A 17,619-nucleotide genomic window follows, 5' to 3' on the forward strand; every position below is an offset into this window, starting at 1 on the left:
CCGACCTAAGGCGCGATTCGGCAAGGATTTTAAGCCGTTGATTGCCCGCTAACGGCTTTTATTGGCTTTTTGAGCTTTGAAATCTGCCGTGTGTCATACTCGCTGCCGGCGACCTGAACTTGATTGCGACCTTTATCCTTTGCCGTATACAGCGCATCATCGGCGGCGCGCATCAGATCCTGCGGCATAGTGCCATGCGCCGGATAATGCGAAACCCCAACCGAGATCGTGATACGGGGCAGGGATTTCTCACCGTAGCGCACCGAGACGGCCTCGACCGCTTGCCGCAATTGCTCAGCCCGCGTGATCGCGTCGTCCGACGTATTGTCGGGCAGGATCAGCATGAATTCTTCGCCACCAATGCGGCAGGCAACTTCATCCCGGTCGCAGCCCTGTTCCAAAGCGGCACCAACTGCACGCAACACCATGTCACCGGCATCATGCCCATGGGTGTCGTTGAATTTCTTGAAATGATCGACATCCACGGCAATCAGGCTGAGCGGTGCGCCGGTTTGCTGACTACGGTTGATGGATTTGCGCAGGGTTTCAAGCATATGCCGCCGGTTGAACAGCCCGGTCAACGGGTCCCGGACGGACTGGTCGTGCAACTGATCGCGCATCCGTACGTTGGCTATCGCCATGCTGATCTGTTCAGCGCTGAGCTGTGCCAGCTTTTTACTCGTGTGAAACGCCTCATCTGTCCCTTCAAGGGCGCGGAGGTGCAGAAGGCCGACCGTCTCCCCATGCGCCAGAATTGGAAAGCAGAAATAGGGCCGTCCGTCATGTGGTTCGGCGTGTTCACAGACAAAGTCGATCTCAGACGCGCCGTATTCATAGGTTCGGCCACGCCGAAGCCCCCAACACCCTTCGGGATGGATGTGCGCCTTATGGGTCCCGCCATTCCAACTGGCACAGCCATCCAGGACGTCGCGCGAGTTGGAATATACGTAAACGCTGCCCTCAGCTTCGGGTAGGATATGGGTCATGAAGCGCGAGACCATATCGAACAGCTCGTCCAAGGACCGGCTGGATTGCAACCACTCGTTCAATTCGCCCAGCAATCGGACTTCGCGGGCCAGGCGTAGCTGATCTTCCATTAGATCACGCTCTTTGGCGGATTGTTTTTGCAGGGCCCGCAATTGCAAGCGGTTCGCCCGGTAGCTGGCAAAGGACACGGCAACAAGCGCAAGCAGGGCGATGCCACTTAGAACGGTCAAAGAAATCCTAAGCCGCGTGATGAACGTGGTGCGCAAGTCGGATATATCAGTAAAGAATTCAATTGCGCCGATGAAACGCCCATTCTTGGCCACCGGCATAAAGACTTCGGCAACATGGTGCTGCGCTGCGTTCAGGATATTGTCGGTATGCAGATCAAGCCCGTCGATCTCGGACAGGGGAACAACTTCCTGAATGTAGTGAAGCATTCCTCTGGCAACGTCGCTGCGAAAGAAATCACGGGTTTCAACACTGCCCTCCTCTGTCGGACGAGTCGACCAGGTGACACGCCCATTCGAGTCGAGCAATTTGAAGCGGTAAACATCAGAAGCTTCGGGCATCGCGGCCAGAAATTCGGCGTCATGCGCGTCAATCACGCCCGTCTTAAGCGCGGTCTCGGGGTCCTCTAGATGCAAGACGACACGGCGCTTCCACAGCTCAGCCTGCTTAAGAATGTCGACCTTAAGCATCCTGTCGACCAGCGGCGCGGGCAATTTGTAGATTCCCCAGCCGCATCCAATTGCCAGAGAAATCAGCAACATGCTGATACCGATCCATTTCAGCCGGTGATTTACGGCCCCCCGATTATCCTGAGTCATACCTTCGCGCTCCCACAGCAATTTAGTGATCATCGCGGCGGGTGTTTTACAGATGGTTAATGAACCCGTTCTCAGTCCAAGTCGCTTGATTAGAATTGATCGCAAAGGTGTAACAAAATCTGTGCGAACAAGGCGTGAACAAACCCTTTCCCTCGGCCAACATCCAGCGTAGTTTGGAAAGATGAGCAGTTTCGACGAAATAGACGCCTTTGAGGGCGCATCCCTGTCCGCGCGCGCCATGGCCGCGCGCCCCATGCCTTATCTGGATGAGCTGAACCCGGCGCAGCGCGACGCGGTCGAGAGGTTGGACGGTCCTGTCCTGATGCTGGCCGGTGCAGGCACTGGGAAGACCAAGGCACTGACAGCCCGAATCGCGCATCTGCTCAGCACCGGGCGGGCGCGCCCGAATGAGATTTTGTCCGTTACCTTTACCAACAAGGCTGCGCGCGAGATGAAGAACCGCGTGGGCCGTCTGTTGGGACAACCAGCCGAGGGGATGCCGTGGCTGGGCACATTCCACTCGATCTGCGTCAAGCTGCTGCGACGGCACGCGGAACTGGTCGATCTGAAATCGAATTTCACCATTCTGGATACGGATGATCAGTTGCGGCTGCTCAAACAGCTGATTCAGGCGGCCAATATCGATGACAAACGCTGGCCTGCGCGCATGTTGGCCGGAATCATTGATGACTGGAAGAACCGGGCGCTTACGCCCGACAAGGTGCCTGCTGCCGATGCCGGCGCCTATAACCACAAGGGAATTGAGATCTACGCTCAGTACCAAACCCGGCTGCGCGAGCTGAACGCGGTGGATTTTGGCGACCTGCTGTTGCACATGGTCACGATCTTCCAGACCCATCCGGATGTGTTGGAGCGATATCAACGTTGGTTCCGCTACATCCTTGTGGACGAATACCAGGATACCAACGTTGCCCAATATCTGTGGTTGAGGTTGCTGGCTGGGGCGCACAAGAACATTTGTTGTGTGGGAGATGACGATCAGTCAATTTATGGCTGGCGCGGGGCCGAAGTGGGCAACATCCTGCGGTTTGAAAAGGATTTTCCAGGGGCTTATGTCGTTCGGTTAGAGCAGAACTATCGCTCGACCCCCCATATCTTGGCAGCAGCGTCCAATGTCATCCGTGGCAATGAAAGTCGGCTGGGCAAGGAATTGTGGACCGATGCGCAGGACGGTGAAAAGGTCCGCCTGATCGGTCATTGGGATGGCGAGGAAGAGGCGCGCTGGATCGGTGAAGAGATCGACGCGATGCAGGGGGGAACGCGTGGAGCGCGGCCCTTTAATCTGGATGAAATTGCGATTCTCGTGCGGGCCAGCCATCAGATGCGCGCGTTTGAGGACCGTTTTCTGACCATCGGTCTGCCCTACAAGGTCATAGGTGGCCCGCGATTCTATGAGCGGATGGAGATTCGTGACGCGATGGCCTATTTCCGGCTGGTGGTCAGCCCCGGCGATGATCTGGCGTTTGAGCGGATTTATAACAAGCCTAAGCGCGGTCTTGGAAGTAAGGCATGGCAGGAAATTCAAGAAACCGCACGGGAAAACAGCGTCTCATTACTTGAGGGCGCTAAGTTGGCGATTGAAAAAGGGCTTTTGAAAGGAAAAGGCGCAAAGTCCCTTCGACAATTGATCGCGGACCTTGCGCGTTGGAATGGTCTTACACGTGGCCCCTTGATTGAAATTGATGATGACTCCGTGCTTGAAGACGAAGTTGCAACAATTCGCTACGGTGAACCGGAGTTGTCACACATCGAATTGGCGCAAGTCATAATAGATGAGTCGGGCTATCCAGAGATGTACCTACAGCCTGTTGACCCTAGTCGCCCGGATGCGCCGAGGAAGGAAAAAGACGTTGAATCAGCCGGGCGGTTGGAAAACCTCAAGGAATTGGTCAACCAACTGGATAATTTCGAGAATCTGCAAGGGTTTTTGGAACATGTCAGCCTGGTAATGGACAACGAGAAGGAATCGGACGGGGCAAAAGTCTCGATCATGACCCTGCACGCGGCAAAGGGGCTGGAGTTCCCGGCCGTGTTCCTGCCGGGGTGGGAAGACGGGTTGTTCCCATCACAGAGATCAATGGACGAGTCCGGGATCAAGGGCCTCGAAGAAGAACGGCGACTGGCCTATGTGGGCATCACCCGCGCGGAAGAGATCTGTACGATTTCCTTTGCGGCCAATCGTCGGGTGTTTGGCCAATGGCAAAATGCGATGCCGTCGCGCTTCATTGACGAGTTGCCTGAAGATCATGTCGAAGTTCTGACGCCGCCGGGGCTGTACGGGGGTGGTCAGCCGACTGCCGGTATCGAAACCCGTGCGGCCGAGGCCAATGTCTATAACTCCCCCGGTTGGCGGCGATTGCAGGCCCGGCAGGGACAGTATGGAACGTCCCAACCCCGCGAAAGCCGCAATACGGTGATCGACGCGACTGCTGTTGCCAGTTTCACCCTTGGCGAGCGCGTGTTTCATCAGAAATTCGGCTACGGCGCGGTGATCGGTATCGAAGGTGACAAGGTTGAGGTCGATTTCGAAAAAGCTGGATTGAAAAAAGTGGTTTCCCGCTTTCTGTCCGCCAAGGATGATGTGCCGTTCTAAACGCTATAGCCCTTCAACCAGTACCATGTTCGCCGTCGCGGTTTTGTGCCGAATTTCCGCCAGCTTGATATAGTCTGGGTCGTCTTTCCACGCCTTGGCCGCAGCAAGAGATGGGAACTCCATCAACACAATTCCGTCTTCGGGCCATACGCCCTCGATTAGTTCCACGGGCTTGGAGGATATCGTCAGCAGGCGACCTCCGTGCCGGTCAAATATCGGCATGAAGCCTTCAAGGTATTTCTGGTACCCGTCAGCGTCGTGAATGGAAATCTGGGCGATGAAATAAGCGGCCATCGGAAACTCCTGAAATTCTGGTCAGGGCTTCAGTTTACATCTCGGTACGAAAAACAAAAACGGCGGTTCCCAGGGAGGAGGAGAGGGAACCGCCGTTCTTTTCAACATCAGGGCAGGGAGGAGGAGAGCCCCGATGTATCCGAACCCGGGTTTGATCCCGGTATGAGGAAGACGCGGCGACGTCAGGGAGGAGGAGAGACGTCGCCGCGCGCTTTCAACACCGGGAAAGGGAGGAGGAGTACCCGGTGTGTCTGCTTCCGGCGATCAGGGCCGGTATTAGGGGCGGCGACATCAGGGAGGAGGAGAGATGCCGCCGCTGAAATACAGGTCCAAAAGGGAGGAGGAAGGACCTGATCTCGGTGTTTCTGTGTCGCTTAACGTGCGACGTGTTCTTCGGCCGCTTGCTGAGCCAGGCGGCGGATCATCGAGCGGTGAAGCCCCAGATCAGCCAGTTCGCGGTTCGACAGATCAGACAGTTCGTGAACTGTCTGGCGATAGACGCGATATTGGATGAACCGGGTCTTTGCCGCCTCGAATAGCGAAGCCAGGCTAGTTGCCGGTGCGCCTTTGAGCGCGGTGTTATGTGTTGCTGCAGCCATTTGCTTTACTCGATGTATTCGTTGTTGCCGGTGTTGTCCGGCGCTTGCTTGAGACTGAAAATAAGCATATGCTGCAATTGCACAATACCCGACAACGTCAATGCTGCTATGCAGCAAGTGCATAGATATCAACTGGTTGTCGATGGGGGTTGGGAAGGGCCAGTAAAATAAGGCCTTCAGCTGATGCTTCCCCAAAGGAAGGTTTCAACAAGATTTTCTGGATTTTCGTGTTTGCGCGTCTTTTGAGCGGAGTTTGTCAATTCTTGTGCGCTTTGTGTATTGGATGGGCCAGGCGCGCGGCGGCTGACATATTGATTTCGGTTCGTGGGAATTCATGGGCGTCAGCTGGAGCGGCGAAGAATCCACATGTGGTTGAGGTTTAAAGCTGGAGTGATTCGCTAATCAAGTGGCCCATTTTCGCTACGCTCATCATAAACCTTCACCCCTTGAAGAAATATCTGGGAAATTATGGGAATAGTTGGAGTGGGTTCAAAATTGGCTTATTTAGTGCGACCATTGCCGCAATTATCTACAATTGGTGTCCACAGGGTGGTTTTCTTTCTCAATCGCGTTGGCTAAACTGCGAGTCTGAACATAAGGTCTGCAAATTTTTTGTTGATTTCCATGAATTCCCATGTCATCCCTAATTCATCCGATGAGGACGAGGCACATGGGGCACCAAACGACCCCGAAACAACAAAAATCAGGTTTCATACAGGCATCTCGCTTTCATCAATCAAGAGATCCGGCGCGCGGGCGAGCAGACATCCCCCCAGGTGGCGCGCGCAGCTGGACATCCCGCACAGCGGGTCAATGCGGCGGGTTGATCAGTGGCAGCAGATCAACCCGCCGTTTTTCATCTGGGGGAGTGAATTTTAAGTGGGGCGCAAGCGGAAGGGACAGTCGTCTTGGCGCGCAGGTTTAGAGGTGAAAGCCACCATAAGGTGGACACGAAGGGCAGGGTATCGATCCCGGCCTCGTTTCGCCGTGTGCTTGAGGCCTCGGACCCGAACTGGCAGCCCGGCGACACTCCTGAGCTTGTAATTGTCTACGGCGACCACCGCCGCAAATTCCTGGAATGCTATACCATGCAGGCGATCGAAGAGGTCGATGCCAAGATCGACGCGCTGCCGCGCGGATCGATGCAGCGGAAGATGTTGCAGCGCATGTTCCATGGTCAGTCCTTTCCGACCACAGTGGATGAAACCGGCCGACTGGTGCTGCCGGCAAAGCTGCGTAACAAGATTGGCCTTGAAGGTGAGGCATTCTTTATCGCCGCGGGTGACACGTTCCAGATTTGGAAGCCGGAAACTTATGAATCCGAAGAACTCGCTGCGGCCGAAGAGTGGTTGGACGAACAGCCCGAGGATTTCGATCCTTTGGAGTTCCTTGACGGCACCGGGGATGCGTAACGGCATGGCCGGCGCTGAAACCCCTTCCGATAAACCTCATATCCCAGTTCTGTTGCGTCCGTTGCTGGCAGCTGTGGCTCCCGTGTCGGGCGTCTGGCTGGATGGAACGTTTGGCGCAGGCGGATATACAAAGGGCCTGCTGGACGCCGGCGCAGAGAAAGTCATCGGCGTGGACCGTGATCCGTTGGCGTTTGAAATGGCGGCGGATTGGGTCGGAGATTATGGCAACCGGCTTGTGATGCAGCCGGGTGTATTCTCACGCATGGACGAATACGCGCAGGATCTGGATGGTGTCGTTCTGGATCTGGGCGTGTCGTCGATGCAGCTGGACCTGGCGGAACGCGGCTTTTCTTTCATGAAAGACGGCCCGCTCGACATGCGAATGAGCCAGGAAGGCGAAAGCGCGGCTGATTTGGTCAACAATGCGACCGAGGAACAACTGGCCGATATCCTGTATCATTACGGCGAAGAGCGCGCGAGCCGCCGCATTGCCAAGGCCATCGCCAAAGCGCGTGCGGAAGAGCCGATTACAACAACTCTGCGCCTCGTCCAGATCATCGAATCCTGTTTGCCGCGACCCAAGCCGGGGCAGTCCCACCCTGCAACGCGCAGTTTTCAGGGCCTGCGGATCGCAGTGAATGCTGAATATGAAGAGCTGTATCAAGGACTGATGGCTGCTGAACGGGCATTGAAGCCGGGTGGCCAGTTAGCTGTGGTCACGTTCCATTCGATCGAAGACCGGATGGTCAAACGGTTCTTTCACTCCCGTGCGGGCAAGACGGGCCGGGCCAATCGGTATGCGCCCGAGATTGAGCAGGAGCTGCCGCAGTTCACGCTCAAGACTCGTAAAGCCGTGGGGCCGGATGATCAGGAGCTGCAGGAAAATCCGCGTTCACGCTCGGCAAAGCTGCGCGTTGCAATTCGAACGGATGCGCCGTCGGGGGAAATTGATGCCCGCGCCGTTGGTATGCCGCAACTAGGGGGAAGAGCAAAATGAAGAGTGTTTTTTATGTGTTGACTGCTCTGTCCGTGTTTGGACTGGCGCTGTGGGCGTATCAGGAAAACTATCGCACGCAGCAGGTGGTGAAGGAAACGCAGAAGCTGCAGCGCGAAATTGGTATGGCGCAGGTGAAGCTGGCGGTTTTGAACGCCGAATGGGCCTATCTGAACCGCCCCGACAGGTTGCGTGAGCTTGCTGATCTGAACTTTGAACGGCTGGGCCTTTTGCCCCTGCGGGCCGAGCAGTTCGGTCGCGCCGATCAGATTGCCTATGCGGAAGATCCTGACCTGCCGATCGTCGATCCGATCGAGCTGCAGGCCATCACGAACATTCAGGCGCTGGGTGAGGTGCAGATCCCATGACCCGCACGCCGCTGCGCCCTCTGGCTCGAATCCTTGACGCGCGTTCGCGGGGCGAGAATCCCAAAGCCATCGAGCGCGAAAATATCCGCAAGCGTCACGAAGATATGAAAGACCGCAGCCGCACTCGTGCTGAAGGTCGCTTGCTGGTGCTGGGTCTGTTCTTTTTCTGCGCCTTTTCGGTCGTAGGCGTCCGGATGGGCATGTTGGCCACGTCCGAAGCGCAAGAACCTGTGGCCTCGGCCCCGGGTGCAGCCATTGCGATGCAGCGGGCCAACATCGTCGACCGGGAAGGGCGCATTCTGGCGACCAATCTGGATACTTATTCGGTATATGCGCAGCCGCCGCTGATGATCGACCCGATTGCTGCCGCTGATCAGCTTGTCGCGATCTTCCCCGATCTGGAAAAAGAACGCCTGGTCAAGGACTTCACCGGCAACCGCAAGTTCCTGTGGATCAAAAAGCGTATCTCGCCCGAGCAGAAACAAGCCGTGCACGATATCGGTGACCCGGGCATTCTGTTCGGCCCGCGTGAGATGCGGTTGTACCCGAATGGCCGTCTGGCGGCGCATATCTTGGGCGGATCAAGTTTTGGGCGCGAAGGCGTCAGCGCGGCCGAAGTGATCGGTGTGGCCGGTGTTGAAAAGCAATTCGACGACTACCTGCGTGATCCCGCGAATGGGACTAAGCCGCTACAGCTCTCGCTGGACCTGACCGTTCAGGCCGCGGTTGAGCAGGTGCTATATGGCGGCATGAAGATCATGAACGCCAAGGGGGCGTCGGCGGTTCTGATGAACGCGCATACGGGCGAGGTGATCTCGGCGGCCTCATTGCCGTCCTTCGATCCCAATGATCGTCCGCGCCCGCCGACCTCGGGGTTCGACCCCTCCGACAGTCCGCTGTTTAATCGCTATGTACAGGGCGTTTACGAACTGGGGTCCGTGTTTAAGATTTTCACCGCCGCGCAGGCGGTTCAGTTGGGTTTGGTGAATTCGAACACGATAATCGATACCTCTGGGCCAATGAAGATCGGCCGTTTCCCGATTGGTGAATTCAACGGCAAGAACTATGGCAAGATCAGCGTCGCGGATGTGATCGTCCACAGCTCGAACCGAGGCACCGGGCGGCTGGCGTTGCAGATCGGCGCGCAGCGCCAGCAGAATTTCCTGGAATCGCTTGGTATGTTCGATCCGACCCCGTTCGAAATCGTCGAAGCCAAGGGTGGTGAGCCGCTGAAGCCCAAGAAATGGGGCGAACTGAGCACGGTTACAATCTCGTATGGTCATGGCCTGTCGACCAGCCCGATGCATCTGGCTGCGGGCTACGCGGCGATTGCCAATGGCGGGCATTACGTCAGCCCGACCATCCTGCGCAAAAATGGGCCGCAATACGGTCCTCGGGTAATGTCCGACAACGCCGCGAAACAGGCGCAGAACATGTTGCGCCGGGTGGTAACAGATGGCACCGCCAGTTTTGGCGATGTGGCAGGCTATGATGTGGCCGGTAAGACCGGCACCGCGGATAAGCCCAAGCCGCGTGGTGGTTATTACGACGACAAGGTGATTGCGACCTTTGCGACGTTCTTTCCCGCCTATGACCCAAAATACGTCCTGATCGTAACGTTGGACGAACCATCCATCCTTGCTTATGGCGAAAAGCGCCGTACGGCAGGCTGGACAGCGGTTCCTGTGGCCGCAGAATTGATCGGGCGCATCGCACCGTTGCTGGGCCTGCGTCCTCGGGTTGAGCCTGAGGCCGGCGCTGCTATAACGCTGACCTCAAATTAGGCTGTCCAAACGAGGTGGGTCATGGGCGCAAGGACAAAGAAACTGAGCCAACTGGCCCTGACCGCCCGAGGTGGCACCAATCCTGATGTCACAGGGCTGGCGGTCGACAGCCGCGAAGTCAAAGACGGTTTCCTCTTTGCGGCACTTCCCGGTACACGTGTTCATGGCGGTGAGTTCGTTCAATACGCTTTGCGTATGGGGGCCGCGGCCATCCTGACGGATGCTGAAGGGGCAGAGATCGCAGCCGAGGAATTGGCCGCATCAGATGCGGCGCTGATCGTGCTCGAGGACCCGCGTCAGGCGCTGGCCGGGTGCGCTGCGCTGTGGTTCGGAGCGCAGCCTAAGACCATCGTTGCGGTTACTGGCACCAATGGCAAAACCTCGGTCGCGACATTTGTTCGCCAGATCTGGACTGAACTTGGTCACGCCGCGGTGAACCTCGGGACCACAGGGGTCGAGGGGGCGTGGACCGCACCACTAGCCCATACAACGCCCGAACCAATCACTTTACATCGGTGCCTGTCCGAGGCTGCGGAGAACGGTGTGACTCATGCGGCGATGGAGGCATCCTCGCACGGGTTGGAACAGCGCCGCTTGGACGGGGTACAGTTGGCTGCTGCCGGGTTTTCTAACTTCACTCAAGACCATCTGGACTACCACGAAACGTTCGAGGCGTATTTCCAAGCCAAAGCAGGCCTGTTTGACCGGGTTCTGCCGCAAGACGGCACTGTTGTCGTCAACATGAGCGATCCCAAAGGGGCTCAGGTCCTTCAGATTGCCGAAGACCGGGGGCAGAACGTGCTGACCGTTGGGCTTGGGGAAGCAGACCTGTGCCTGATGAATCAGCGGTTTGACGCAACAGGTCAGGACCTGCGGTTTTCTTGGCAGGGCAAGATCTTCCAAACCCGTTTGAATCTGATCGGCGGGTTTCAGGCCGAAAATATCTTGTTGGCCTGCGGTTTGGTTATTGCTGGAGGGGAAGAGCCTGAACACGTTTTCGAAACCCTGCCGCATCTCACGACGGTTCGTGGACGCATGCAGCTGGCCGCGACGCGAGAGAATGGGGCAGCGGTGTTTGTGGATTACGCTCATACACCTGACGCAGTGGCGACCGCACTCAGGGCACTGCGCCCGCATGTGATGGGCCGCCTGATAGCTATTGTCGGCGCGGGTGGTGATCGCGACGCGACCAAGCGCCCGCTGATGGGGCAAGCCGCCGCCAACCACGCTGATGTTGTTTTCGTCACCGACGACAACCCGCGCAGCGAAGATCCGGCCACCATACGCGCCGCCGTGATGGACGGGGCACCAGAGGCCACCGAGGTCGGCGATCGGGCCGAGGCCATCTTGCGCGGGATAGACGCGCTGCAACCCGGGGATGCGCTTTTGATTGCGGGCAAAGGGCATGAAACCGGCCAGATCGTTGGCGATCAGGTTCTGCCATTTGATGATGTCGAACAGGCCAGCATCAGCGTGGCCGCACTGGACGGGAGGGTGGCATGACATTGTGGACTGCAGCCGAGGCCGCCGAGGCAACCGGTGGACGCGTCACTTCGGATTGGGCGGTCAATGGTGTGTCGATCGACACGCGCACCATCCAGCCCGGCGATCTTTTCGTTGCGCTAAAGGCTGCGCGGGACGGGCATGATTTTGTAGCGCAAGCTTTGGAGAAAGGCGCAGGTGCGGCTTTGGTATCCCGCATTCCCGAAGGCGTGGCTGAAGACGCGCCCTTGTTGGTCGTCGAAGATGTCCAGACCGGGCTGGAAACGCTGGGTCGGGCGGGTCGTGCCCGAACCGAAGCGCGTGTGCTGGGCGTCACAGGCAGCGTTGGCAAGACGTCAACCAAGGAAATGCTGGCCACCATATTGGAAACGCAGGGGAAAACCCATGCCAGCGTTGCCAGCTACAACAATCATTGGGGGGTTCCCCTGACATTGGCGCGGATGCCGCGCGACACAGAATTTGCTGTGATCGAGATCGGAATGAATCACCCCGGAGAGATTTCTCCGCTCGCGCGTCAGGCCCGCCCGCATGTGGCGCTGGTCACGACTGTGGCGGCAGTACACCTCGAAGCGTTTGAATCGGTGGCCGGTATTGCACATGAGAAGGCCGCAATTTTTGACGGTGTGACGGAGGACGGTGCGGCCATCCTGAACGCAGATATCGAGCATGTGGACATCCTGCGCGACTGTGCGCGAGATTTAGGCGCGAAAACAGTGGATTTCGGCCGCAATGGCTCCGACTACACATTGACCGATGTAATCCAAGAGGCTGACTCGGTTCATGCAAAGGCAACAGTCGCAGGGCGCCCGATTGCGTTTGACGTGCAGTCAGCCGGCACGCATTTCGCCATGAACGCACTGGGGGCATTGGCTGCATGTGTCGAAATGGGCGTCGATCTGGATCAAGCCATTGCAGGTCTCGGCGGATGGTCGCCGGTCAAGGGGCGCGGGGTGCGCGAACAGATCGCTTTGACCGATGGCGGTCGGATCGAATTGCTGGATGACAGCTATAACGCTAACCCGACGTCGATGGAGGCCGCACTGGACGTTCTGGCCGCCGCGCAAGGTCAGCGTCGTATCGCTTTTCTTGGGGATATGAAGGAGTTGGGGCCGGAGGAAATTGCCATGCATGCGGCGATGGCGGATGTTTCGGCCATGCAACGCGTGGACAAAGTGCATTGCGTTGGTCCGCTGATGAAGGCGCTGCACGATGCACTTTCGGCGGACAAACGCGGGCTTTGGTTCGAGACCAGCACCGAGATGGCCGTGCATATGTCAGAGCTTGTTCAGACCGGTGACACTGTGTTGGCCAAGGGATCGCTGAGCATGGCATTGGCACAGATTGTTGACGGTTTGCGTAAAATGGGGCAAGGGGGCGCGCTTGATTGATGACCGCGCCCGCGACCTCAGTGTGAGAAAGGTTTTGTAATGCTCTATTGGTTGACCGCCCTGTCGGACGGAGGGGATTTTTTTAACCTCTTCCGATACATCACGTTCCGCGCTGGCGGCGCCTTTTTGACTGCGTTGATCTTTGGTTTTCTTTTCGGGAAGCCGCTGATCAATGTGCTGCGCAAAAAACAGGGCAAAGGCCAACCTATTCGGGATGACGGCCCAGAGGGGCATTTTTCGAAGGCGGGCACACCGACAATGGGCGGGCTTTTGATCGTAGGCGCGCTGGTGACATCGACCCTGGTCTGGGCTCGGTGGGACAACCCTTACGTCTGGATGGTCTTATTTGTAACGCTGGCCTATGCGGCGATCGGGTTTGCAGATGACTATGCAAAGGTATCGAAGCAGAACACTAAGGGCGTTTCGGGCAAAATGCGTATGGCGCTAGGGGTGATAATCGCAGTTTTGGCCTCGGCCTGGGCTACGCTGCATCATCCCGAGGCGCTGCAAAACCAGCTGGCTTTGCCGATTTTCAAGGATACACTGATCAATCTAGGCATATTCTACATTCCCTTCTCGATCATCGTGATCGTTGGCGCGGCCAATGCGGTGAACCTGACCGATGGTCTGGATGGTCTGGCCATCATGCCGGCGATGATCGCGGCCTCGACGCTAGGCGTGATTGCCTACGCCGTGGGACGGGTCGACTTTACCGAATATCTGGACGTTCATTACGTGCCGGGAACCGGTGAGATTTTCATTTTTACCTCGGCTTTGTTTGGCGCAGGCCTTGGGTTCCTTTGGTACAACGCACCTCCGGCTGCGGTGTTCATGGGCGACACCGGGTCGCTTGCGTTAGGCGGTGCTTTGGGTGCCATTGCGGTGGCCACCAAACATGAGCTGGTGCTGGCAGTCGTCGGCGGTTTGTTCGTGGTCGAAGCGTTGAGCGTGATCATCCAGGTGCTGTACTTCAAACGCACCGGGCGGCGCGTGTTCCTGATGGCGCCGATCCATCATCACTATGAGAAAAAGGGATGGGCTGAGCCGACGATCGTGATCCGGTTCTGGATCATCTCGCTGATCCTGGCGATGATCGGTCTGGCAACGCTGAAGATCCGGTAAAGCTCCCGCCAGGTTCAGCGGACCTGCGGTCCGCCTGCCACCTGTTGGGCCCGGCTCGCGCTGACGCGCGAGCCTTTTGCCACCCTTGCCATCAGTGATTTCTTCGGTGCAGTGTGGCGGCTAAATTTACGTCAAAAAAGGTGGGCAGTATGATCCCGGTCAAAGGGTTTTCAGGGCAGAAAGTTGCGGTTCTGGGGCTAGGCCGGTCGGGGCTGGCCACGGCGCGTGCCCTGCAGGCAGGCAAAGCTGAGCCTGTGTGTTGGGATGACAATCCTGCCGCCCAGGAAAAGGCCGAGGCCGAGGGGTTCGTCTGCGTCGATCTGCGCCGTCATGGCGCTTTTGAAGACATCGCGGCGCTTATTGTCTCTCCCGGTATTCCTCATCTTTACCCAGAACCGAACCCGGTTGTTGCTGCGGCGCTTGAGGCCGGTGTCCCGGTCGACAACGACATCGGTTTGTTTTTCCGATCCTTTGCAGGACCTGAATGGAACAACTATGACACTCCGCCGCGTGTGATCGCAGTGACCGGGTCGAACGGAAAATCGACCACCGCGGCTTTGATCCACCATATCCTGACCGAAGCCGGGCGCGAGGCGCAGCTGGCGGGTAATATTGGACGTGGGGTGCTGGATATTGATCCGGGCGGCGACGGTTCGGTCGTTGTGCTGGAACTGTCCAGCTATCAAACAGAACTGGCCCGCGCCCTGACCCCGGACGTGGCCGTTTTCACCAACCTGTCGCCCGACCATCTTGACCGCCACGGTGGGATGGGGGGCTATTTTGCCGCCAAGCGTCGGTTGTTTGCCGAAGGCGGCCCGGATCGCGCCGTGATTGGCATTGACGAGAAAGAGGGCGCGTTTCTAGCCGGTCAACTGGCCGAAGGCCGTGCGGATGATCGCGTCATCCGCGTGTCGGTTGCGCGCAAACTGACGGGACCCGGGTGGCAGGTGTTTGCCCGTAGAGGGTTCTTGTCGGAATACCGCAAGGGACGGCAAGCGGGCTCGATTGACCTGCGCGGAATCACGGGCCTTCCCGGCGCACATAACCACCAAAACGCCTGTTCGGCTTATGCCGCCTGTCGCGCGCTTGGGCTGGCACCGCGCGTGATCGAAGACGCGCTGCACAGCTATCCGGGCCTGCCGCATCGCAGTCAGATCATCGCCGAGGTAGGCAGTATTACTTATGTGAATGACTCAAAAGCCACCAATGTGGACAGCGCTCTCAAGGCGTTGAGCGCCTTCAGGAAGGTCCGCTGGGTCTGTGGGGGGCTTGAGAAGGAAGGCGGTGTCGCCGCTCTGAACGCAGCCGCTGACCAGGTGGTCAAAGCATATGTCATTGGTCGCGAGGCCGCGAATTTCGCCATGCAACTTAAGGCCGATGCGCTGGTTTGCACCACCATGTCCGAGGCTGTTGAGCAAGCCATGAAGGATGCCCAACCCGGCGAGACAGTCCTGCTTGCGCCAGCCGCGGCCAGTTTCGACCAATACGACAATTTCGAGCAGCGCGGAGAGGACTTTGTAGCGGAAGTCAGGCAACGGCTTCCGGAATAGCCATTTGCAATAGACCGCCGGTTGGGCCAAGCTGCGATGCTATCAGCTTGACGCGCCATCATTATTGGTTTTGCTTGCCTGCAAATTCAACACGAGGTTATGACTATGCCATTTCGTAAGTTTTCTCTGATCCTGCCTGCCATTCTCGTTGCCGGTGCCTGCACCAACACAGGTGCCAATTATCAACCAATCGTCGACGGCCCGATCGGCCCGAACTACAACGTAGACCTTCAGCAGTGCCAACAACTGGCGGCATCACAAGCCAGTGTTGATGGCTCTACCGCAGGAAACGCAGCGATAGGCGCGGCAGGTGCGGCGGCTGTAACCGGGATTGTTCAGGACAGCAGCGACAATCTGGGCCGTGCGGCAGTTGCCGGTGCGCTTGTTGGCGCCGGCGCTGACGTGATCAACAAAAACCAGAACAAAGAAGTAATCGTGCGCAACTGCATGCGCGGACGTGGCTATAACGTCGTCGGCTAACTCTGCCCGGCGATTGCAATTCCTGCGGCGTGGCCCGAGGACCACGCCCATTGGAAGTTGTAACCGCCCAGCCATCCGGTGACATCCACCGCTTCGCCAATCGCATAGAGGCCGGGGACATCCCTGGCCTCCATCGTTTTTGACGACAGGCTATCAGTGTCGATCCCGCCCAGCGTCACCTCGGCTGTACGATACCCTTCGGTGCCCGAGGGGGTAAGCTGCCAGTCGGACAGTGCTGCGATCAGTTCGGACAGCGCGGTGTCCGACTGATCGGCCAGATTGCCTGGCATGGGGATATGATGGCTCAGGTACTCGACTAGACGCCCGGGCAGGTGGCGCGCCAGTTCCGTGGTCAGCGCCTTGCGTCCACCGCTTTGCCGCTGATCCCGTAGCAAATCAAACAGCGGCAGATCCGGGATCAGGTTTACGCGGATCGCCTCGCCTTCGCGCCAATAGGAAGACAATTGCAGAACCGATGGTCCGCTAAGCCCGCGATGGGTGAACAACAGGGCCTCGTCAAAGCTGGCCCGGTCATTCGACAGCCGCGCAGGCAAGGATACGCCAGACAGGTCTTTGAACCGACCGTCCGAGAACGTGAACGGAACGAGTGCCGCCCGCGTTTCTGTTATCCCCAGCCCGAATTGCCGCGCGATGTCATAGGCCATCCCAGTCGCGCCCATCTTGGGGATCGACTTGCCGCCAGTGGCGAGGACCAGATTGGTGCAGCTCAGACCGTGCCGCTGGCCTTCTCGTTCTACGTCCAGAATAAAACCGCTGTCGGTCTTGCGCAGATCTTTCACTTCGGTTCGAACCCACAGCTCGGCACCAGCACGCCCCATTTCGTCCAGCAGCATCTGGATGATTTGTTTTGATGATCCATCGCAGAACAACTGCCCCAGTGTTTTTTCATGCCATGCGATGTCATGTCGGCCGACCAGATCAACGAAATCCCACTGCGTGTACCGCGCCAACGCGGATTTGCAGAAATGCGGATTCTGCGACAGGAAGTTTCCCGGTCCTGCGTACATATTGGTGAAGTTGCAGCGCCCACCGCCCGAGATGCGGATTTTCTCACCCGGAGCCTTCGCGTGGTCGATCACCAGAACGCGCCCGCCGCAATGGGCGGCGCACATCATGCCGGCTGCGCCGGCGCCAAGGATGATCGTGTCGTAGGTCATGCGCGCGGGATGGCTTGAATTAATAGGGAAGGCAAGAGGAAGACGAAAACACGCGCCGTCTAGGCCTGACTGGTGGTGAACCCTTGTCCTTCTAACGGTTCTGGGAAAGGGGAAAAAATTGACAGCTGGTGCCCTTACGAAATTGGTCGCGATATCATGTGTTAGAATGCTCGCGAAACGAAAACTCATCTTGATGTACAGCACAGGAGGGCGGTTCAATGATCATGCGCATTTTCCAAGTCACAGTTCGTCCGGGCAAGGAGGCGGAATTTTCAAAGTTCTTCCACGAGACTGCGATCCCATTGATGCAAAGCACCGAAGGCGTCGTTCAGGTCCTGCCGGGTGCTCCGCGTTCGGATACACCGCGTGAGTTCAGTTTTGTCATGATTTGGAGCAGCCTGGACGCATTAGTAGCTTTTGTTGGTGACGATTACCAAAGTCCACATATCGATCCGGCAGAGGCCGAGTTGGTCGAGTCCAGAACGATAAAGCACTACGATCTTGTCACCTAGGTGATCC

The 17,619-nt window shown here is 57.6% G+C and carries 15 protein-coding genes; 11 read left to right on the top strand and 4 right to left on the bottom strand.

What is annotated here, in order from left to right; translation table 11 throughout:
* Positions 1–29: 29 nt before the first annotated feature.
* Entirely contained in the window at positions 30–1,814 is a 1,785-nt protein-coding gene (locus AC2FJF_RS07710) for a sensor domain-containing diguanylate cyclase (RefSeq protein WP_496724585.1), read from the bottom strand.
* Between the two features lie 181 nt (positions 1,815–1,995).
* Here AC2FJF_RS07710 and AC2FJF_RS07715 point away from each other — a divergent pair, with 181 nt between their 5' ends.
* The gene (locus AC2FJF_RS07715; RefSeq protein ID WP_496724373.1) at positions 1,996–4,428 is read left to right on the top strand and encodes an ATP-dependent helicase; all 2,433 of its coding nucleotides are present in this window, start codon (positions 1,996–1,998) and stop codon (positions 4,426–4,428) included.
* A 3-nt stretch (positions 4,429–4,431) separates the two neighbouring features.
* Here AC2FJF_RS07715 and AC2FJF_RS07720 read toward each other — a convergent pair whose 3' ends face one another.
* Positions 4,432–4,722 (bottom strand): DUF1330 domain-containing protein, encoded by a 291-nt coding sequence (locus tag AC2FJF_RS07720; RefSeq protein ID WP_496724375.1) that lies wholly within the window; start codon positions 4,720–4,722, stop codon positions 4,432–4,434.
* Positions 4,723–5,096: 374 nt separating this feature from the next.
* The gene (locus tag AC2FJF_RS07725; protein ID WP_108859440.1) at positions 5,097–5,321 is read right to left on the bottom strand and encodes a DUF1127 domain-containing protein; all 225 of its coding nucleotides are present in this window, start codon (positions 5,319–5,321) and stop codon (positions 5,097–5,099) included.
* 908 nt (positions 5,322–6,229) lie between these two features.
* Between AC2FJF_RS07725 and mraZ the strand changes: the two genes are divergently transcribed.
* The 9 genes from mraZ (at position 6,230) to AC2FJF_RS07770 (ending at position 15,922) form a co-directional block, all read left to right on the top strand.
* Positions 6,230–6,733 carry a division/cell wall cluster transcriptional repressor MraZ gene (mraZ, locus tag AC2FJF_RS07730; RefSeq protein WP_496724377.1) on the top strand — a complete coding sequence of 168 codons (504 nt, stop codon included), beginning with the start codon at positions 6,230–6,232 and terminating at the stop codon, positions 6,731–6,733.
* Between the two features lie 4 nt (positions 6,734–6,737).
* Complete coding sequence (gene rsmH / locus AC2FJF_RS07735; protein WP_496724587.1) at positions 6,738–7,730, top strand: 16S rRNA (cytosine(1402)-N(4))-methyltransferase RsmH; 993 nt, start codon at positions 6,738–6,740, stop codon at positions 7,728–7,730.
* On the top strand, positions 7,727–8,095 hold the full coding sequence (ftsL, locus tag AC2FJF_RS07740) for a cell division protein FtsL (RefSeq protein WP_496724379.1): 369 nt from the start codon (positions 7,727–7,729) through the stop codon (positions 8,093–8,095). Before rsmH ends, ftsL begins: the two co-directional genes overlap by 4 nt.
* Complete coding sequence (locus tag AC2FJF_RS07745) at positions 8,092–9,879, top strand: peptidoglycan D,D-transpeptidase FtsI family protein (RefSeq protein ID WP_496724381.1); 1,788 nt, start codon at positions 8,092–8,094, stop codon at positions 9,877–9,879. The genes ftsL and AC2FJF_RS07745 overlap by 4 nt, the downstream gene beginning before the upstream one ends.
* Before the next feature lie 21 nt (positions 9,880–9,900).
* Positions 9,901–11,382 carry a UDP-N-acetylmuramoyl-L-alanyl-D-glutamate--2,6-diaminopimelate ligase gene (locus AC2FJF_RS07750; protein WP_496724383.1) on the top strand — a complete coding sequence of 494 codons (1,482 nt, stop codon included), beginning with the start codon at positions 9,901–9,903 and terminating at the stop codon, positions 11,380–11,382.
* Positions 11,379–12,770, top strand: coding sequence for a UDP-N-acetylmuramoyl-tripeptide--D-alanyl-D-alanine ligase (locus tag AC2FJF_RS07755; protein ID WP_496724385.1), 1,392 nt, complete (start codon positions 11,379–11,381; stop codon positions 12,768–12,770). The genes AC2FJF_RS07750 and AC2FJF_RS07755 overlap by 4 nt, the downstream gene beginning before the upstream one ends.
* Positions 12,771–12,809: 39 nt before the next feature.
* Positions 12,810–13,892, top strand: a complete 1,083-nt coding sequence (gene mraY / locus AC2FJF_RS07760) for a phospho-N-acetylmuramoyl-pentapeptide-transferase (RefSeq protein WP_108859445.1) — start codon at positions 12,810–12,812, stop codon at positions 13,890–13,892.
* 149 nt (positions 13,893–14,041) lie between these two features.
* On the top strand, positions 14,042–15,442 hold the full coding sequence (gene murD / locus AC2FJF_RS07765; protein ID WP_496724387.1) for a UDP-N-acetylmuramoyl-L-alanine--D-glutamate ligase: 1,401 nt from the start codon (positions 14,042–14,044) through the stop codon (positions 15,440–15,442).
* Between the two features lie 99 nt (positions 15,443–15,541).
* Positions 15,542–15,922, top strand: coding sequence for a glycine zipper family protein (locus tag AC2FJF_RS07770; RefSeq protein WP_058274332.1), 381 nt, complete (start codon positions 15,542–15,544; stop codon positions 15,920–15,922).
* On the opposite strand, the gene AC2FJF_RS07775 is transcribed toward AC2FJF_RS07770, so the two are convergent.
* Positions 15,919–17,100 (bottom strand): BaiN/RdsA family NAD(P)/FAD-dependent oxidoreductase, encoded by a 1,182-nt coding sequence (locus AC2FJF_RS07775; RefSeq protein ID WP_496724390.1) that lies wholly within the window; start codon positions 17,098–17,100, stop codon positions 15,919–15,921. The two genes, AC2FJF_RS07770 and AC2FJF_RS07775, sit on opposite strands and share 4 nt — an antisense overlap.
* A 218-nt stretch (positions 17,101–17,318) precedes the next feature.
* On the opposite strand from AC2FJF_RS07775, the gene AC2FJF_RS07780 reads away from it, so the two are divergent.
* Positions 17,319–17,612, top strand: a complete 294-nt coding sequence (locus AC2FJF_RS07780; RefSeq protein WP_496724392.1) for an antibiotic biosynthesis monooxygenase family protein — start codon at positions 17,319–17,321, stop codon at positions 17,610–17,612.
* Positions 17,613–17,619 lie beyond the last annotated feature (7 nt).

It is taken from the genome of Ruegeria sp. CDSB013 (genome assembly GCF_059611165.1).

What these genes read in the sequence shown, in the direction of transcription:
- AC2FJF_RS07775 (WP_496724390.1), bottom strand. Translation starts at nt 17,100, where the DNA reads ATGACCTACGACACGATCATCCTTGGCGCCGGCGCAGCCGGCATGATG.
- mraY (WP_108859445.1), top strand. Translation starts at nt 12,810, where the DNA reads ATGCTCTATTGGTTGACCGCCCTGTCGGACGGAGGGGATTTTTTTAAC.
- AC2FJF_RS07715 (WP_496724373.1), top strand. Translation starts at nt 1,996, where the DNA reads ATGAGCAGTTTCGACGAAATAGACGCCTTTGAGGGCGCATCCCTGTCC.
- AC2FJF_RS07720 (WP_496724375.1), bottom strand. Translation starts at nt 4,722, where the DNA reads ATGGCCGCTTATTTCATCGCCCAGATTTCCATTCACGACGCTGACGGG.
- ftsL (WP_496724379.1), top strand. Translation starts at nt 7,727, where the DNA reads ATGAAGAGTGTTTTTTATGTGTTGACTGCTCTGTCCGTGTTTGGACTG.
- AC2FJF_RS07725 (WP_108859440.1), bottom strand. Translation starts at nt 5,321, where the DNA reads ATGGCTGCAGCAACACATAACACCGCGCTCAAAGGCGCACCGGCAACT.
- AC2FJF_RS07755 (WP_496724385.1), top strand. Translation starts at nt 11,379, where the DNA reads ATGACATTGTGGACTGCAGCCGAGGCCGCCGAGGCAACCGGTGGACGC.
- AC2FJF_RS07745 (WP_496724381.1), top strand. Translation starts at nt 8,092, where the DNA reads ATGACCCGCACGCCGCTGCGCCCTCTGGCTCGAATCCTTGACGCGCGT.
- AC2FJF_RS07750 (WP_496724383.1), top strand. Translation starts at nt 9,901, where the DNA reads ATGGGCGCAAGGACAAAGAAACTGAGCCAACTGGCCCTGACCGCCCGA.
- AC2FJF_RS07710 (WP_496724585.1), bottom strand. Translation starts at nt 1,814, where the DNA reads ATGACTCAGGATAATCGGGGGGCCGTAAATCACCGGCTGAAATGGATC.
- AC2FJF_RS07780 (WP_496724392.1), top strand. Translation starts at nt 17,319, where the DNA reads ATGATCATGCGCATTTTCCAAGTCACAGTTCGTCCGGGCAAGGAGGCG.
- rsmH (WP_496724587.1), top strand. Translation starts at nt 6,738, where the DNA reads ATGGCCGGCGCTGAAACCCCTTCCGATAAACCTCATATCCCAGTTCTG.
- murD (WP_496724387.1), top strand. Translation starts at nt 14,042, where the DNA reads ATGATCCCGGTCAAAGGGTTTTCAGGGCAGAAAGTTGCGGTTCTGGGG.
- AC2FJF_RS07770 (WP_058274332.1), top strand. Translation starts at nt 15,542, where the DNA reads ATGACTATGCCATTTCGTAAGTTTTCTCTGATCCTGCCTGCCATTCTC.